At 69.6% G+C, this 14,216-nt stretch carries 13 protein-coding genes; 9 read left to right on the forward strand and 4 right to left on the reverse strand.

What is annotated here, in order from left to right:
* Positions 1 to 15: 15 nt before the first annotated feature.
* From lptB to D7Y13_RS27030, 8 genes are all read left to right on the forward strand, one after another.
* Positions 16 to 759 carry an LPS export ABC transporter ATP-binding protein gene (gene lptB, locus D7Y13_RS26995; protein WP_120533706.1) on the forward strand — a complete coding sequence of 248 codons (744 nt, stop codon included), beginning with the start codon at positions 16 to 18 and terminating at the stop codon, positions 757 to 759.
* Positions 760 to 1,011: 252 nt separating this feature from the next.
* Positions 1,012 to 2,532, forward strand: a complete 1,521-nt coding sequence (gene rpoN, locus D7Y13_RS27000) for an RNA polymerase factor sigma-54 (protein WP_120533705.1) — start codon at positions 1,012 to 1,014, stop codon at positions 2,530 to 2,532.
* A 45-nt stretch (positions 2,533 to 2,577) separates the two neighbouring features.
* Positions 2,578 to 3,240 (forward strand): GNAT family N-acetyltransferase, encoded by a 663-nt coding sequence (locus D7Y13_RS27005; protein ID WP_120533704.1) that lies wholly within the window; start codon positions 2,578 to 2,580, stop codon positions 3,238 to 3,240.
* A gap of 85 nt (positions 3,241 to 3,325) precedes the next feature.
* A complete protein-coding gene (locus D7Y13_RS27010) occupies positions 3,326 to 4,048 on the forward strand; it encodes a hypothetical protein (RefSeq protein WP_233595870.1) in 723 nt (240 codons plus the stop codon).
* Positions 4,049 to 4,328: 280 nt separating this feature from the next.
* Complete coding sequence (gene hpf, locus D7Y13_RS27015; protein ID WP_120533703.1) at positions 4,329 to 4,994, forward strand: ribosome hibernation-promoting factor, HPF/YfiA family; 666 nt, start codon at positions 4,329 to 4,331, stop codon at positions 4,992 to 4,994.
* Positions 4,995 to 5,252: 258 nt separating this feature from the next.
* On the forward strand, positions 5,253 to 5,714 hold the full coding sequence (locus D7Y13_RS27020; RefSeq protein WP_120533702.1) for a PTS sugar transporter subunit IIA: 462 nt from the start codon (positions 5,253 to 5,255) through the stop codon (positions 5,712 to 5,714).
* 25 nt (positions 5,715 to 5,739) lie between these two features.
* Entirely contained in the window at positions 5,740 to 6,585 is an 846-nt protein-coding gene (locus tag D7Y13_RS27025; protein ID WP_120585364.1) for a hypothetical protein, read from the forward strand.
* A gap of 86 nt (positions 6,586 to 6,671) precedes the next feature.
* Positions 6,672 to 7,808 (forward strand): alpha/beta hydrolase family protein, encoded by a 1,137-nt coding sequence (locus tag D7Y13_RS27030; protein WP_120585363.1) that lies wholly within the window; start codon positions 6,672 to 6,674, stop codon positions 7,806 to 7,808.
* Here D7Y13_RS27030 and dtd read toward each other — a convergent pair.
* From dtd to D7Y13_RS27050, 4 genes are all read right to left on the reverse strand, one after another.
* Positions 7,805 to 8,266 carry a D-aminoacyl-tRNA deacylase gene (dtd, locus tag D7Y13_RS27035; protein ID WP_120533699.1) on the reverse strand — a complete coding sequence of 154 codons (462 nt, stop codon included), beginning with the start codon at positions 8,264 to 8,266 and terminating at the stop codon, positions 7,805 to 7,807. The genes D7Y13_RS27030 and dtd overlap by 4 nt on opposite strands.
* 67 nt (positions 8,267 to 8,333) lie before the next feature.
* The gene (locus D7Y13_RS27040) at positions 8,334 to 9,167 is read right to left on the reverse strand and encodes an ABC transporter permease (RefSeq protein ID WP_120585362.1); all 834 of its coding nucleotides are present in this window, start codon (positions 9,165 to 9,167) and stop codon (positions 8,334 to 8,336) included.
* Positions 9,164 to 10,078: an ABC transporter permease gene (locus D7Y13_RS27045; RefSeq protein WP_120533697.1), complete on the reverse strand. Its 915-nt coding sequence runs from the start codon at positions 10,076 to 10,078 to the stop codon at positions 9,164 to 9,166. Before D7Y13_RS27045 ends, D7Y13_RS27040 begins: the two co-directional genes overlap by 4 nt.
* 112 nt (positions 10,079 to 10,190) lie before the next feature.
* Positions 10,191 to 11,816, reverse strand: a complete 1,626-nt coding sequence (locus tag D7Y13_RS27050) for an ABC transporter substrate-binding protein (protein ID WP_120585361.1) — start codon at positions 11,814 to 11,816, stop codon at positions 10,191 to 10,193.
* A 156-nt stretch (positions 11,817 to 11,972) separates the two neighbouring features.
* Here D7Y13_RS27050 and dacB point away from each other — a divergent pair, with 156 nt between their 5' ends.
* The gene (gene dacB / locus D7Y13_RS27055; protein ID WP_120585360.1) at positions 11,973 to 14,207 is read left to right on the forward strand and encodes a D-alanyl-D-alanine carboxypeptidase/D-alanyl-D-alanine endopeptidase; all 2,235 of its coding nucleotides are present in this window, start codon (positions 11,973 to 11,975) and stop codon (positions 14,205 to 14,207) included.
* The last annotated feature ends 9 nt before the right edge of the window (positions 14,208 to 14,216 follow it).

Raw genomic sequence — 14,216 nt, forward strand, 5'->3', positions numbered from 1 at the left:
CGGGAGCACCCCTCCATGACCGGGGGCGCGAAGCTGTACGCCGAAGGGCTCCAGAAGGCCTTCCGGGGCCGCCAGGTGGTGCGGGACGTCGCCTTCAACGTCGCCCCCGGCGAGGTGGTGGGCCTGCTGGGCCCCAACGGCGCCGGCAAGACCACGAGCTTCAACATGGTCGTGGGCCTGGTGACGCCGGACGCGGGCCGGGTGCACGTGGGCGACGAGGACCTCACCCACCTGCCCATGCACCGCCGCGCGCGCCGGGGCGTGGGCTACCTGCCGCAGGAGGCCTCCGTCTTCCGCAAGCTCACGGTGCGCGAGAACTTCCTGGCCGTGCTGGAACTCCAGAAGGGCCTGGGCAGCGCCGACCGCAAGAAGCGCGCCGACACCCTCCTGGAGGAGTTCGGCCTCACCCACGTGGCCGAGTCCTGGGGGGAGACGCTCTCCGGCGGTGAGCGCCGGCGCGCCGAAATCGCCCGCAGCCTCATTCCCGCCCCCCGCTTCATCCTCTTCGACGAGCCCTTCGCCGGCGTGGACCCCATCAACGTGGGCGACCTCCAGCGGCAGATCCACCTGCTGCGCGAGCGGGGCCTGGGCATCCTCATCACCGACCACAACGTCCAGGACACCCTGGGCATCTGTGACCGAGCCTACATCATCGCACAGGGACAGATCCTCGAAGAGGGGACCCCCGCGCAGATCGCCGGGTCCGCCCGCGCGCGCGCCGTCTACCTGGGAGACCGCTTCCGTCTCCAGGCCCCTTGACGGTTCGCACTGTTCGTACGTCTCCAGATGCTCAGCGTGAAGTTGGCCCCGCTTTTGCGTCGACGTTTGAACACAGGGCAGGCAGGCGGGGGTTGCGGCAACCTTCTGGATTTCTTGCGGATTTTTCACACTGCAAATCAAGAACCATGCGGAGGGGCACTGGACGTGGCCGGATCGCCTTGTTAGGTTGGCACGGTCCTTGATGGGAACCCCCATCGAGTCGGCACGCACGTCTTCTGGAGACGCCCCCACATGGCGATGGAACTCAAACAGAGCCTGAAGCTCGCGCAGCAGCTGGTGATGACGCCCCAGCTGCAGCAGGCCATCAAGCTCCTCCAGCTCTCTCGGATGGAACTCCTGGACCAGGTCCGGGAGGAGATGGAGCAGAACCCGCTCCTGGAGCAGCCCGAGGAGGGCATGCCGGGCGAGGTCAGTGAGAAGGAGCCGGGCGAGGCCTCGCTGGAGGCCGACAACGCCGAGGCCGTCCGCGACGGCGACATGCCTTCCGCGAATCCCGAGACGGCCCAGGATTTCAAGGCGGACGGGGAAGGCCCGCCGGAAATCGACTGGGAGGCGTACCTCAACAGCTACCAGTTCAACGAGCCCACCACCGCCTCCAACAAGGGCAACGTGGCCACGGACGACCTGCCGTCGTTCGAAGCCAACATGGTGAAGAAGGAGGACCTGGTCGACCACCTCCAGGAGCAGCTGGGCACGCTGCGGCTCAACGAGGCCGAGCGCCGCGTGGCGGTGCTCATCCTGGGCAACCTGGACGACGACGGCTACCTCAAGCTCCCGGACGTGGAGGGCGACCCGCTCATCCGCCTGTCCAACGAGGCGGACGTGCCCATGCACGTCGCCGAGCGCACCCTGCGCCGCATCCAGAACCTGGAGCCCCGCGGCTGTGGCGCGCGCGACCTCCAGGAGTGCCTGCTCATCCAGCTCCAGGCGATGAAGGACCCGAGCGCCGCGCTCATGGGCCTCATCATCAAGCGGCACATGAAGTACCTGGAATCCAAGAACCTGCCGGCCATCGCCAAGGACCTCAAGGTCACCCTGGAAGAGGTCGTGGCGGCGGCCAGGCTGCTGCCCAAGCTGGACCCGCGGCCGGGCCGCAACTTCAGCGGGGACGACGCGCAGTACATCACCCCCGACGTCTTCGTCTACAAGCTGGGCGAGGAGGACTACACCGTCGTCCTCAACGACGACGGCCTGTCCAAGCTGCGCATCTCCGGCATGTACCGGAACGCGCTGAAGAACGGCGCGGTGAGCCCTGGCCAGACGAAGGACTTCATCCAGGACAAGCTGCGCAGCGCGATGTGGCTCATCCGCTCCATCCACCAGCGGCAGCGGACCATCTACAAGGTCACCGAGAGCATCGTGAAGTTCCAGAAGGACTTCCTGGACAAGGGCATCGCGCACCTGAAGCCCCTCATCCTGCGCGACGTGGCGGAGGACATCGGCATGCACGAGTCCACCGTCAGCCGCGTGACGACGAGCAAGTACGTGCACACGCCGCAGGGCATCTTCGAGCTGAAGTACTTCTTCAACTCGTCCATCGCGCGCGTGTCCGGTGAGGACACGGCCAGCGAAGCGGTGAAGCACCACATCAAGCAGCTCGTGTCGCAGGAAGACTCGCGCAACCCGTACTCGGACCAGAAGATTGTCGAGCTGCTGCGTTCGCAGGGCACCGAAATCGCCCGGCGCACGGTGGCCAAGTACCGCGAGGTGCTGGGCATCCTCCCCAGCAGCAAGCGCAAGCGCTACTACTAGCGCTTTGTCTCAACCGGCCCTGCCCGTGAGGGCCGGAGTTGGGGCATGAAGCGGTCCATGGACCCCGTGCCCCCTGCTTCCTTCCCCGGTGACGCCGACGCTCCCCGCCGGGAGCCCCTGCCCCTGGTCGTCCCGCCTGTCACGCTGGAGGGGACCACGGTGCGGCTGGTGCCGTTGAGCACCGACCACGTGCCCGCGCTCGCGGCGCTCTGCGAGCCGGAGCTGTTCACGCACTTCTCACGCGTGCTGCGCACGGAAGCGGACGTGGCGGACTACGTCGCCTCCGCGCTCAAGGCCCGGGCCGCGGGCACCGAGCAGCCCTTCGCGATCTGCCTGCGCGAAGGCGGGGACGTGGTGGGCACCACGCGCTTCATGGAGATCCAGCGTGACTTCCGCACGCTTGAAATCGGCTCCACGTGGCTGGGCCGGCGGGTGTGGCGCTCGCGGGTGAACACCGAGTGCAAGTACCTGCTGCTTCGCCACGCGTTCGACACGCTGGCGGTGATGCGCGTGCAGTTGAAGACCGACCGGCGCAACGTGCGCTCGCGCGCGGCCATCGAGCGGCTGGGGGCCACGTTCGAGGGCCTCCTGCGCAACCACATGCTGGTGCGCGGCGGCATCGTGCGCGACAGCGCGTACTACAGCGTCCTCGACACGGAGTGGGCGGGCGTGCGGGCACGGCTCACCGGACTGCTCGCGCGGGAGTGATAGGGTCGCGGGCCCTATGTCCCTTCCCCTGTCTTCTTCGCTGTCTCGCTGGTCTGTTCGTGGAATCGGAGCCCTTGGGGCCCTCGTGTCGCTGGCCGGCTGTGGCGGCGGCGAGACGAAGGTGATGTCGCTGGCGGAGCTGTCGGGCCGCTCGCTCACCTACGCGCTGACGGACGTGGACGACGAGGAGACGCCGGACGCGCAGGGCGCGCACCGCTTCACGGTCAGCTACTCCGTGGAGGACGGCCCGTGTTCGCGCTTCGCGGACGACGTGACGGCCACCCTCAACGGCCAGCCCATGACGCTGGTGCCGGGCGGCGCGTCCGACGTGGGCGGGCGCGGGGACGCGTGCGAGAACAGCCGCGCCTACTTCAACTACGACCCGGGCGCCTGGGGCCGCGAACCGGTGGGCGACATCACCGTGCAGCTCCAGGACGCGACCCACACCGTGCGCCTGGTGCTCCAGAACGCCAAGGCCAAGCGCAGCTTCACGTTCCAGGAAGAGGGCACCCCGGACAAGCTGCGCGTCGGACAGACGTACGCCTTTCTCTGGGAGCCCGCGACGGAGGTGCCCGGTCCCGTCAGCGTGATGATCATGCGCGAGGGGGGCAGGGCGCCCGGCACCCTCACCGCCACGCAGGAGGGCGGCAAGGTGAGCCTCACGATTCCCACCACCACGCCGCAGGCGAACCATCTGCTCAGCATGGAGGCGAGCCTCGCGGGCATCGTGCGCGAGTGCGTGGGTGTGGCGTCGTGCGATGGCTCCATCTTCCACTCGCAGGACTTCGTCATCGCCGTCGTGCCCTGAAGTCTTCGCGTTTCGTCAATGGCGAAGTGCTGGGCGTGACAGGCGGGATGCTGCTCGCGTGACAGGGTGATTCACGCGGCCCGGGCCGGAAAATGGAACCCGGGTCGGAATCACCTTCACGTGGTGTGCACCGGACACAACACGTGTCCTCTGGCGGTCGCTTGCGCGGCCGCGTGTCGTGGACGGGAAGTTCCTACGTGGGGGGCCGGGTTGCTTTCGGCGTGGGCTCCGTCTCTGATCTGTGACGGAGCTTACCTCTCTCCCTAGGAGGCGACCACGCATGCAGCTCAACATCACCTTCCGTCAGTTCGGAGCGTCGGATTCCCTGAAGGAATACGCCCGTGAAAAGGTCGATCGGGTGAACCGACTGTTGGACCGGGCTGGAGAGGCCCACGTGGTCCTGTCGCTGGAGCGGCACCTGCACCACGCGGACATCACCATCCACTCGGGCGCCTGGGTCCTCCGAGGCCGCGAGAAGAGCGATGACATGTACGCCTCCATCGACCTGGCGATGGACAAGATCGAGCGCCAGCTGCGCCGCTACCGCGACAAGCTCAAGTCGCACCACGGCAAGGAGAAGGTCCATCACCGCCAGGACCTGGTGAACACCCTCAAGGTCCGCCACGACGTCTTCGAGGTCTCCGAGTCCCTGGAGTCCACCGAACCCGCCGAGGCATCGCAGCCGCCCGCCGCCACGCCGTCCCACGACACCGCGCAGGCGGCCGAGTCGGGGATCGCGCGCCTGGTGCGCACCACGCATCTGGCCATCCAGTCGCTGTCGGTGGACGACGCGGTGATGCAGATGAACCTGATGAACAACGACTTCTACGTGTTCCAGAACCAGCAGTCGCACGCGCTGTCCATCGTCTACCGCCGCAAGGAAGGCGGGTTCGGGCTCATTGAACCGCACCTGCCCTCCGAACCGGTGGCCGCCACCGGCACCTGACCCGACCTTCCAGGTTCGGAGGCTGGAGTCATGAGTCCGGTCCGCCCCCCACGCCGCTCACGCGCGGGGGGCGGGAAGGGAAGCCGTGGGCACGGGGGCAGACCCAGGGGTTCTGGCAGGCAGCGGAGCCCTGGGGGCTGATGCGCAGTGAGCGAAGCGCTTTCCACCGCCCAGGCATCCCTTGCGCGAATCCAGTGTGAGGAGTAATTGCCGGCCGAGGAATCATTGCCGGCCCGGAGCGCCAGTGCGGGAGCGCCATTGAGAATCGCCGATTTCCTCAGCCCCCAAGCAGTCGTCGCGGACATGCAGGCCCGCACGAAGCCGGAGGTGCTGCGCGAGCTGAGTGCCACGCTGGCGCGGGCGCACCCGAGTTTGCGCGAGGACCGGCTGGTGGCGGTGCTCCAGGAGCGGGAGAAGCTGGGCAGCACGGGCATTGGCGAGGGCGTGGCCATCCCCCACGGCAAGCTGGCGGGCATGGACAGTCTCCAGGCGGCCTTCTGCGTGTCGCGCACCGGGGTGGACTTCGAGGCCATCGACGGCAAGCCCACGCACCTGTTCTTCGCGCTGGTGGCGCCGGAGAACAGCGCGGGGGTGCACCTGAAGGCGCTCGCCCGCATCTCGCGCCTGTTCAAGAATCCGCGCTTCCGGGCCGCCATCCTGGAAGCTCCCACGGCGTCGGACATCCACGCCCTCATCGTCCAGGAAGACGCGCGGCCCTGAAGGCCGCACAGGAAGGCGCCCCCCCATGGACGTCGTCCTGCGTCCCATCAACGACCGCTTCTTCCACGAGCAGGTGCTGCCCTTCTTCACGCGCGCCATGGGGGATGCCTCCGGTGCGTTGGAGCTGTTGGCGAGCCAGCTCGGTGACGCGCAGGCCTTCACGCTCTGCCAGCGGCTGGCCATGTCGGCGCTGCCAGGGGGCGTGGGGTCGCTCGACTCGGATGGGTGGATGGACCTGGTGGACCGGCTCGTCTTCCAGCCCTGGCAAGAGGGGCCCGGCGGCTGGGAGGTGGCCGGCGCGCACGGGGGCTACGCGGACGAATGGGACGAGGCGCTGAACCTGGCGCTGATGGTGGAGGATCCGGCCTATCCGTACTGGGACACCCGGGCGTCGCGGGCGGTGCGGGACAGCTTCCGGCTCAGGCCGCCGGGGGAGCAGGGGCTGGCGTCGCTCCTGGCCGGGCAGTGGGATCCGTTCCCGGAGTTCCCGCCGGACCGCGTCTTCGTCACGCAGGGCCGGGGTGAGTACGCGGCGAAGGAGCGCTTCGCCTTCGCGGACTGGGCCTGGAGGCCCGCGCGAACGGTGGCGCACTGGCAGGTGAACCTGCCGCGCAAGCTGGAGCGGCTGCTGGCGCGCGAGCAGGAGCGGATGAAGCTGCTGGTGCTGCCGGAGCGCGAAGAGGTGCTGGGGTACTGGTCGGGCCGCGTGGCCCAGCCGCCGCCGCTCTCCGTGCTGTTCTCCGGGTTGGGCCCGAACGCGGCCACGTGGATCCGCGAGCTGGGCGCGCTCACCCTGCACCTGCGCACCGCGGCGCAGACGAAGCAGGGGCTGGCGGCGCTGGTGACGCGCGGGACCACCGTCCGCCTGTGACGGCCCGGGCCCGTCGCAATGGGCCTGTCGCCCGGAGGTAGTCCAACCGCAGCGCAGGCCGCTCCCACGACTTGGAGGATTCCGCCATGTTCCGTCGCTCCCTGGTTGGTTCCGTGGTTCCCCGCGCGCCCCGAGGCGGGCGCATCCTCGGCGCGCTGCTCCTCTCCTCGGCCCTGGTGACGGGAGGCTGTGCCTCCTCGAAGAAGGCGACCGAGGCTCCGCGCACGGACGTCGCGTCGCTCTATGGCCCGGATGCGGCCTATGCGGTGGGCGTCACCCAGTCGCTGTCCTTCGAGGACCCGGTCCGCCACCGCACGCTGAAGCCGCTCATCTGGTATCCGGTGGCGCCCGGTACGCCGGTGGACGACCGCGCGCCCTCGGACGTGTTCAAGCCCTTCTATGGGGCCAAGGACGCACCGCTGTCGGACGCGCAGGCGCGCTGGCCGCTGGTGTTGCTGTCACACGGCAGCGGTGGGTCGGGCATCGACCTGTCCTGGTTCGGCGCGCACCTGGCGGCGCACGGCTTCATCGTCCTGTCGCTGAACCACCCGGGCAACTCCTACAAGGACACGAGCCCGGAAGGCTTCGCGCGCGCCTATGAGCGGCCGAAGGACTTCACGGTCATCCTGGACAATCTCTTGAAGGATCCGAAGTGGGGCCCGCGCGTGGATCCGGAGCGCATCGGCGCGTCGGGACACTCCATGGGCGGCTACACGGCGATGGCGCTGGTGGGCCTGCGGCTGAACCTGGAGTGGATCGAAAAGCGCTGCACGACGCCCGGCACCCGCGAGGAGGTTGGCTGCGAGGCCCTGCGCGACGTGGACTATGGCCGCATCGACATGAAGGAGTCGCGCGCGTCGTACCTGGACCCGCGCGTGAAGGCGGCCTTCGCGATGGCGCCGGGAATGGCGGCCTCCTTCGAGGCCCAGGACACGGCGGACATCCAGAAGCCCGTGGAGCTCATCCTCGCGAAGGGCGATGAGCTGATGCCGCACGAGCAGCACGGCCTGCAACTGTCCGGGCGCCTGCCTCCAGCGACCACGACGACGGTGGTGCTGGACGACGCGGGTCACTTCACCTTCCTGCCCGAGTGCTACCCGAAGGGCTTCGAGGTCATCGCGATGCTGTGCAAGGACCCGGTGGCGGGGACGCGCGCGACGTCGCAGGCGCGCACGAAGGCGGAAGGCGTGGCGTTCTTCCGGCGCACGCTGGACGTGCGTTAGGTCGGAGCACCGGGCTTCGGCGGACTCTCCAACAGGATGGTGACGGGCCCGTCGTTGATCAGCGCGACCTTCATGTCCGCGCCGAAGATGCCGGTGCCCACGGAGAGGCCGCGCTTGCGCAGGGCTTCACATGCGCGCTCGTAGAGGGCCTTGGCCGCGACCGGTTCCATCGCGTCGATGAAGCTGGGCCGGCGGCCCTTGCGTGCATCCCCGTAGAGGGTGAACTGGCTCACGACGATGAGCTGCTTGGAGGTGTCCTCCAGCGACAGGTTCATCTTCCCGTCCGCGTCCTCGAAGATGCGCAGCAGGGCCAGCTTCTCCACCATCCACGCGAGGTCCGCGTCGGTGTCGCCCTTGCCCACGCCCAGGAGCACGAGCAGCCCGGGGCCCATCTCGCTCACGCGCTGGCCGTCCACCGTCACCGACGCTTCCAGCACCCGCTGCACCACGGCCTTCATCGCGCATCACCTCCAGAGGTCCCGCCCGTGCTTCCTGCCAGGGCGGGCCCAGGGCTTCAAGCGCGACTCACGGCCCCTGGTGACGCGGATCCATCGCGTCGCGAAGCGCATCGCCCAGCAGGTTGAAGCCCAGCACGGTGACGGCCAGGGCGATGCCGGGAAAGAGGGCCACGTGCGGCGCCACCAGCAGGTACTGCGTCCCCTGGTCCACCAGCGCGCCCCACGAAGGCGTGCCCGGTGGGACGCCCAGGCCCAGGAAGCTCAGGGACGCCTCCGCGACGATGGCCCCCGGCAGCGCGAACGTCGCCTGCACGAGCAACGGCCCCGCGGCGTTGGGCAGCAGGTGCCGCAAGAGGATGCGCCCGGGGCCGCTGCCCAGCGCGCGAGCGGCCTGCACGTAGTCACGCTCGCGCAGGGTGAGCACCTGCCCCCGCGTCAGTCGCGCGTAGCCCGTCCACCCGGTGAAGGAGAGGGCGAAGACGACGTTGGCGAGGCTGGGGCCCAGCACGGAGGTGATGAACAGCGCCAGCAGGATGCCGGGGAAGGCGAGCAGCACATCCACCAGCCGCATCAATCCCTCGTCCACGAGTCCACCCGCGTATCCCGCGATGCCGCCCAGTGTGATGCCCAGCACGCCCGACAGCAGGACCGCGAAGAAGGACACCTCCAGCGACACACGCGCGCCATGCAGCACGTGGGTGAGCACGTCGATGCCGTTCTCCCCCGTGCCCAGCAGGTGCCCCGGGCCCGGACGTGCCAGCTCCCGCGTGAGGTCGATGGTGTCCGGCGAATGGGGACTGAGCCACGGGGCGAACAGCGCGGTGAACACCCAGACGCACGCCACGGCGAGCCCGAACCGGGCACCCCACGACTGCAACCGGAAACGGCGAGGTCCGCTCATGAGCGCCTCCGCACGCGAGGATCGACCCACGCATAGGCCGCGTCCGTGAGCGTGTTCACCAGCACGTAGCAGAAGGTGAAGAGCAGCACGGTGGCGCGCACGGTGTTGTAGTCGCGCTTTTCGATGGCGGTGAGCAGCAGCGTGCCCATGCCCGGCCACGCGAACACCTTCTCCGTCACGATGGCCCCGCCCAGCAGTGCGCCGAACTCCAGGCCCAGCACGGTCACCAGCGGCAGCAGTGCGTTGCGGAAGGCGTGCTTCCACAGCACCACGCGAGGCGACAGTCCCTTGGCCCGAGCCACGGTGACGTAGTCCTCCCGCAGCGCCTCCAGCATCGTCGCGCGAGTCATCCGCGCGAGGAACGCGGCCAGCGCGGTGCCCAGCGTGAACGCCGGCAGCACGAGGTGCCGCCATGACTCCGCGCCCGACACCGGCAACCAGTCCAGCTTGAGCGCGAAGAGAATGATGAGCACCGGGCCCAGCCAGAAGCGGGGCAGGGCGACGCCCGCCACCGACACGCCCATCGCCACCGCATCCACCGGAGTGCCCCGCCGCGCCGCCGCCATCACGCCCAGGGGCAGCGCAAGCAGCAGGGACACGGCCATCGCCGCCACCGTGAGCAGCAGCGTGTACGGCAGCGCGGCGCCCAGGGCCGGCAGCACCTTGCGCTGGAACGGAGGCAAAGATGTGCGCAGCTCCCCCGTGGCCAGGTCGCGCGTGAACGTCCAGAGCTGCGCGTACCAGGGCAGGTCCAACCCCACCGCCCGTCGCAGCGCCGCGCGGTCCACCTGCGTCGCCTGTTCCCCCAGCATCACGTCCACCGGATCCCCGGGCACGAGGTACAGGAACAGCGACACCAGCAACAGCGCGCCAACGAGCGCGATGGCTGCGGACACCAGTCGCTTCCTCACGGCGCCCTCCCCATGTCGCTCATGGGTGTCATTTCAGGCACGAGGTCGCGGCGCGGCGACACCCACCGCCGTGTTCCAACGAGCGCGATGGCCGCCGGCACCCATCGCTTCCTCACGGCGCCCTCCCGGTGTCGGCCGCAGGTGTCACTTCCCGCGCCTTCGCCAGCGGCGTGAGCAGCCCGTGCGCGCTGGGCTCGAAGTCCGCGAGCCTCGACGACACCACCGCGACACTCGCCTCGTGCCACAGGGGGATGACGGGCAGGAGCGCATCCAGCTCCTGCTGCGCCCGGGCATACAGCGCCCGCCGCTCCTCGCGGGGAGCCTGCGTCGCCGCGTCCAGCACGCGGTCCAGCGCCGGCGCCTTCAGCGCACCCCGATTGAAGCCGCCCCAGTGGTTCTCCGGCCCGGGGATGTTCCCCGAATGGAACGCGCCTCGCAGCAGGTCCGGCTCCATCACGGCGGCCCACTTCAACGTGAACAGCTCGAAGCGGCCCCGGCGCACGTCCTCGAAGAACGTGCCGAACTCCAGCGCGCGCACCTCGATGGCCACGCCCCCCCGAGCAAGCTGCTCCTTGAGCACCAGCGCCACCGCGCGCCGGAACCGGTCCGTGCTCGTCTTGAAGGTGAACGCCAGCCGGGGCTTCCCCCCGGGCCCATCCGGATCCGGATACCCCGCCGCGTCCAGCAACCGCCCCGCCTCCTCCGGTGAATACCCGCACGCGGGCGTGGCCGTGAACGCCCAGTGCTCCCGAGGCAACATGCTGGACGCGGGCTCCGCCAGCCCATGCAGCTTGTGCTCCACCAGCGGGCCCACGTCGATGAGGTGGCACAGCGCCTGCCTCACGCGCACGTCCGCGAGCGGCCCCTCGCGCAGGTTGACGCCCACATAGGTGAAGCCCGTGCCCGGCTTTGTCACCACGCGCAGGTGCGGCGCCTCCCGGAGCGCGGGCAGCACCGCCGGGGACACCCCGTTGACCACCAGGTCCGCTCGGCCCTTGAGCAATTCCAGCACCCGCGTCGTCTCATCCCGCACCACCCGGAACGTCAGCCGTGAGAGCGCGGGCGTCCCGCCATGCCAGCCCGCGAAGGGCGTGAGCGTCAGGTGCTCCTCGTCCGGCCAGGACTCGAAGCGGAAGGGGCCCGCGCCCACCGGGTGCGTGGCCTGGGCCTCGATGCCCTGGGGGCCGGCGCGCTCGGCGGGGAGGATGGCCGCGGAAAGTTCCGCCAAGAGGGGCGCGTAGGGGCGCTTCAGGTGGAAGCGCACCGTGCGGGCATCCACCACCTCCACCCGCTCCAGGGGCTCGTAGCGTTCGCGCTTGGGACTGCCCAGCGCCGGGTCGCGCAGGCTGTCATAGGTGGCCTTCACGTCCTCGGCGGTGAGGGCGGTGCCGTCGTGGAAGGTGAGGCCCGGCCGCAGGACGAACTCCACCACCGTGGCGGACACGTCACGGAAGGACTCCGCCAGTTGGGGCACCGGTGAGCTGGCGTCGTCGAAGGTGAGCAGCCCCGGGCTGATGAGCTGCGCCAGCCGTTGTCCATGGGCCGTGAGGGCGAAGCGATCGTCCAGACTGTCCGGTGGCGCCTCCAGCAACACCGTGATGCCGGCCGGGGGCGCTTTTTCGCGGCAGCCGGCGTAAAGCAGCAGGGCCAGCGTGGCGGACACCACCCGGACGGCGGCGCGGAAGGGCAGGGGAGGCATGGCGTCTGTCACGGACCGGATGTCAGGGGGAACGTCCATGCTGCGACAGCATCCTCTTGGTTTCCAGGAAGCAGGCAGGCGGGCATGCCTTCTTCCGGAGGAGCGAGCGCCCAGGCATGCAGGTCGCCGGGCCCCCACCCTTGCCGCCCCTTTCATCCCTTCTTCATAATGGTTCGCGACTTCCCCGGAGCGTGCGTGCAGGTTTTTCGAGCCAGACCCTTCTGGGCAGCGATCGCCATTGCCTTGTGGCTGCCGTCCGCCACCCTTGCCGCGTCGCCGTCCAACGACAAAAAGGCTGAACGCGAGGCGCTGAAGAACGCGCTCGTGCAGGTCATGCAGCGCACCGCGCTCAAGAGCAGCCGCGTCGGCGTGCACATGCAGAGCCTGGACGACGGCACGGTGGTGTTCAGCCACAACGCGGACGAACTGCTCAACCCCGCCTCCAACGTGAAGCTCGTCACGTCCTCCGCGGCGCTCGTGGCCCTGGGGCCGGAGTACCGCTACGAGACGGAGTTCCTCGTCGAGCCGGAGCTGCCCACCGACGGCAAGGTCAAGACGCTCTACGTGCGCGGCAAGGGCGACCCCACCATCACCACGGAGCGCCTGTACGGCATCACCTCCGAGCTGCTCCACGCGGGCCTGCGCGAGGTGCAGGACATCATCGTGGACGACTCCTGGTTCGATCCCGAGCGCACCCCGCCCGGCTACGACCAGGAGGACTCCGACCGCGCGTACATGGCGCCCACCGGCGCGGTGAGCCTCAACTGGAACGCGGTGGCCGTCTATGTGCGCTCCGGTCCTGGCGGCAAGGCCGTGGTGGACATGGAGCCGCCCAGCGACTTCTTCCTCGTGGAGAACACCGTCACCAGCGGCCCCGGTCGCGCGCGGCGCGTGTCCGTGAAGTCCGACGCGTTCGGGGAACGGCAGAAGATCGTCGTGAAGGGCCAGGTGCCCGACGAGCGCGGCGCGGTGAGCGTCTGGAAGAAGATCGACAGCCCGCCCCTGTACTTCGGCAACACGCTCAAGCAACTGCTCGTCTCGCGCGGCGTGAAGGTGAAGGGCAAGGTGAAGCAGGGCCTGACGCCCTCGCGCGCCCGCATGGTGCACGTGTCCCAGTCCGACACGTTCGACATCGTCCTCAAGCGCCTCAACAAGCTGTCCAGCAACTTCGTCGCGGAGACGCTCCTCAAGACGATGGGCGCGGAGCTGCGAGGCGCGCCGGGCTCGTTCGCCAAGGGCATCGACGTGGTGGAGGAGTTCCTGGAGCGCGACGTGGGCCTGCCGCGCGGCACCTACGTGATGAAGAACGGCAGCGGTCTGAACGACGCCAACCGCTTCTCCACCGCGCAGATGGACCGGCTCCTGCGCCACATGTACGAGCGCTTCCCGCTGGCCCCGGAGTACCTGTCCTCGCTGGGCATCGCCGGCAAGGACGGCACGCTCAAGTACCGCTTCGACGGCACGGACGCCGTGGGCCGGCTGCGCGCGAAGACGGGCACCCTGGAAGGCGTCTCCGCGCTCAGCGGCTACGTGCAGTCCGCGGGCGGAGAGAAGTTCTCCTTCTCCATCATGGTCAATGACTACGCGGGCCGCGCCGGTCCCGTCGTCGCCGGCATGGATGCGCTGGGCGCGGCGGTGGCCGCCACCGGCTCCACCCTGGGGCCGGGCACCGCGGTGGCCTCGCTCGCGGACGGGCCCAAGGCCGTCGCGGGCGCCACGGCGGATGTCGCCAACCGCATCAAGACGTACCTGGAGCTGGGCAAGCAGCGCGACCAACGCAACATCGGCTTCCTGCGCACCGCATGGCGCAGCGAGCGCGACCCCGCCGTGCGCGCCGTGCTGGCGGAGAGCCTCTACCAGTCCAACCCGCACGACTACCTGGGCACGCGCACGCTCCTGGACAGCTACTCCGCGGGCGATGACGTCTACGGCCGGCTGCGGCAGGTGGCGCACACGCTGGAAGTGGGCGTCCCCGGTGTCAGCTCCATGGTGGAGCTGGCCGCGGGCGGCAACACGGAGGCCATGGCCCGGGTGATGGAGCTGTGCCGCGCCTCCGCCCTCTCCGGTGACCTGGACGCGCAGGTGGAGATGGCCAGCGGCATGGGGGAGGTCGCCCGCACGGCGCCCCAGGAGCTGGTGACGACCCTGCGCACCTCCAGCGCCGCGGAGCGCGACGCCGCCACCACGCTGCTGGCCCGGGGCCTGGTGCGCAGCGGCGACATGGAGCACCCGTTCTGGAAGTCGCTGCGCAAGCTGGGCACGGCGGGCACGGATCCCCAGGTCGTCAGCTTCGCCAAGGGCCTGGACACCACCCTCACCACCAAGTCGGCCGAAGCCCGCGCGATGAAGGCCCAGCCCGTGGAGGTGGTGGCCCCCGCGTCCAACACCCCCGGCGCACCCACCACCGCGGAAACCCGCCCGGGCGGGTAGCACCCCCTC

Source organism: Corallococcus praedator, assembly GCF_003612125.1.
Lineage (GTDB): Bacteria > Myxococcota > Myxococcia > Myxococcales > Myxococcaceae > Corallococcus > Corallococcus praedator.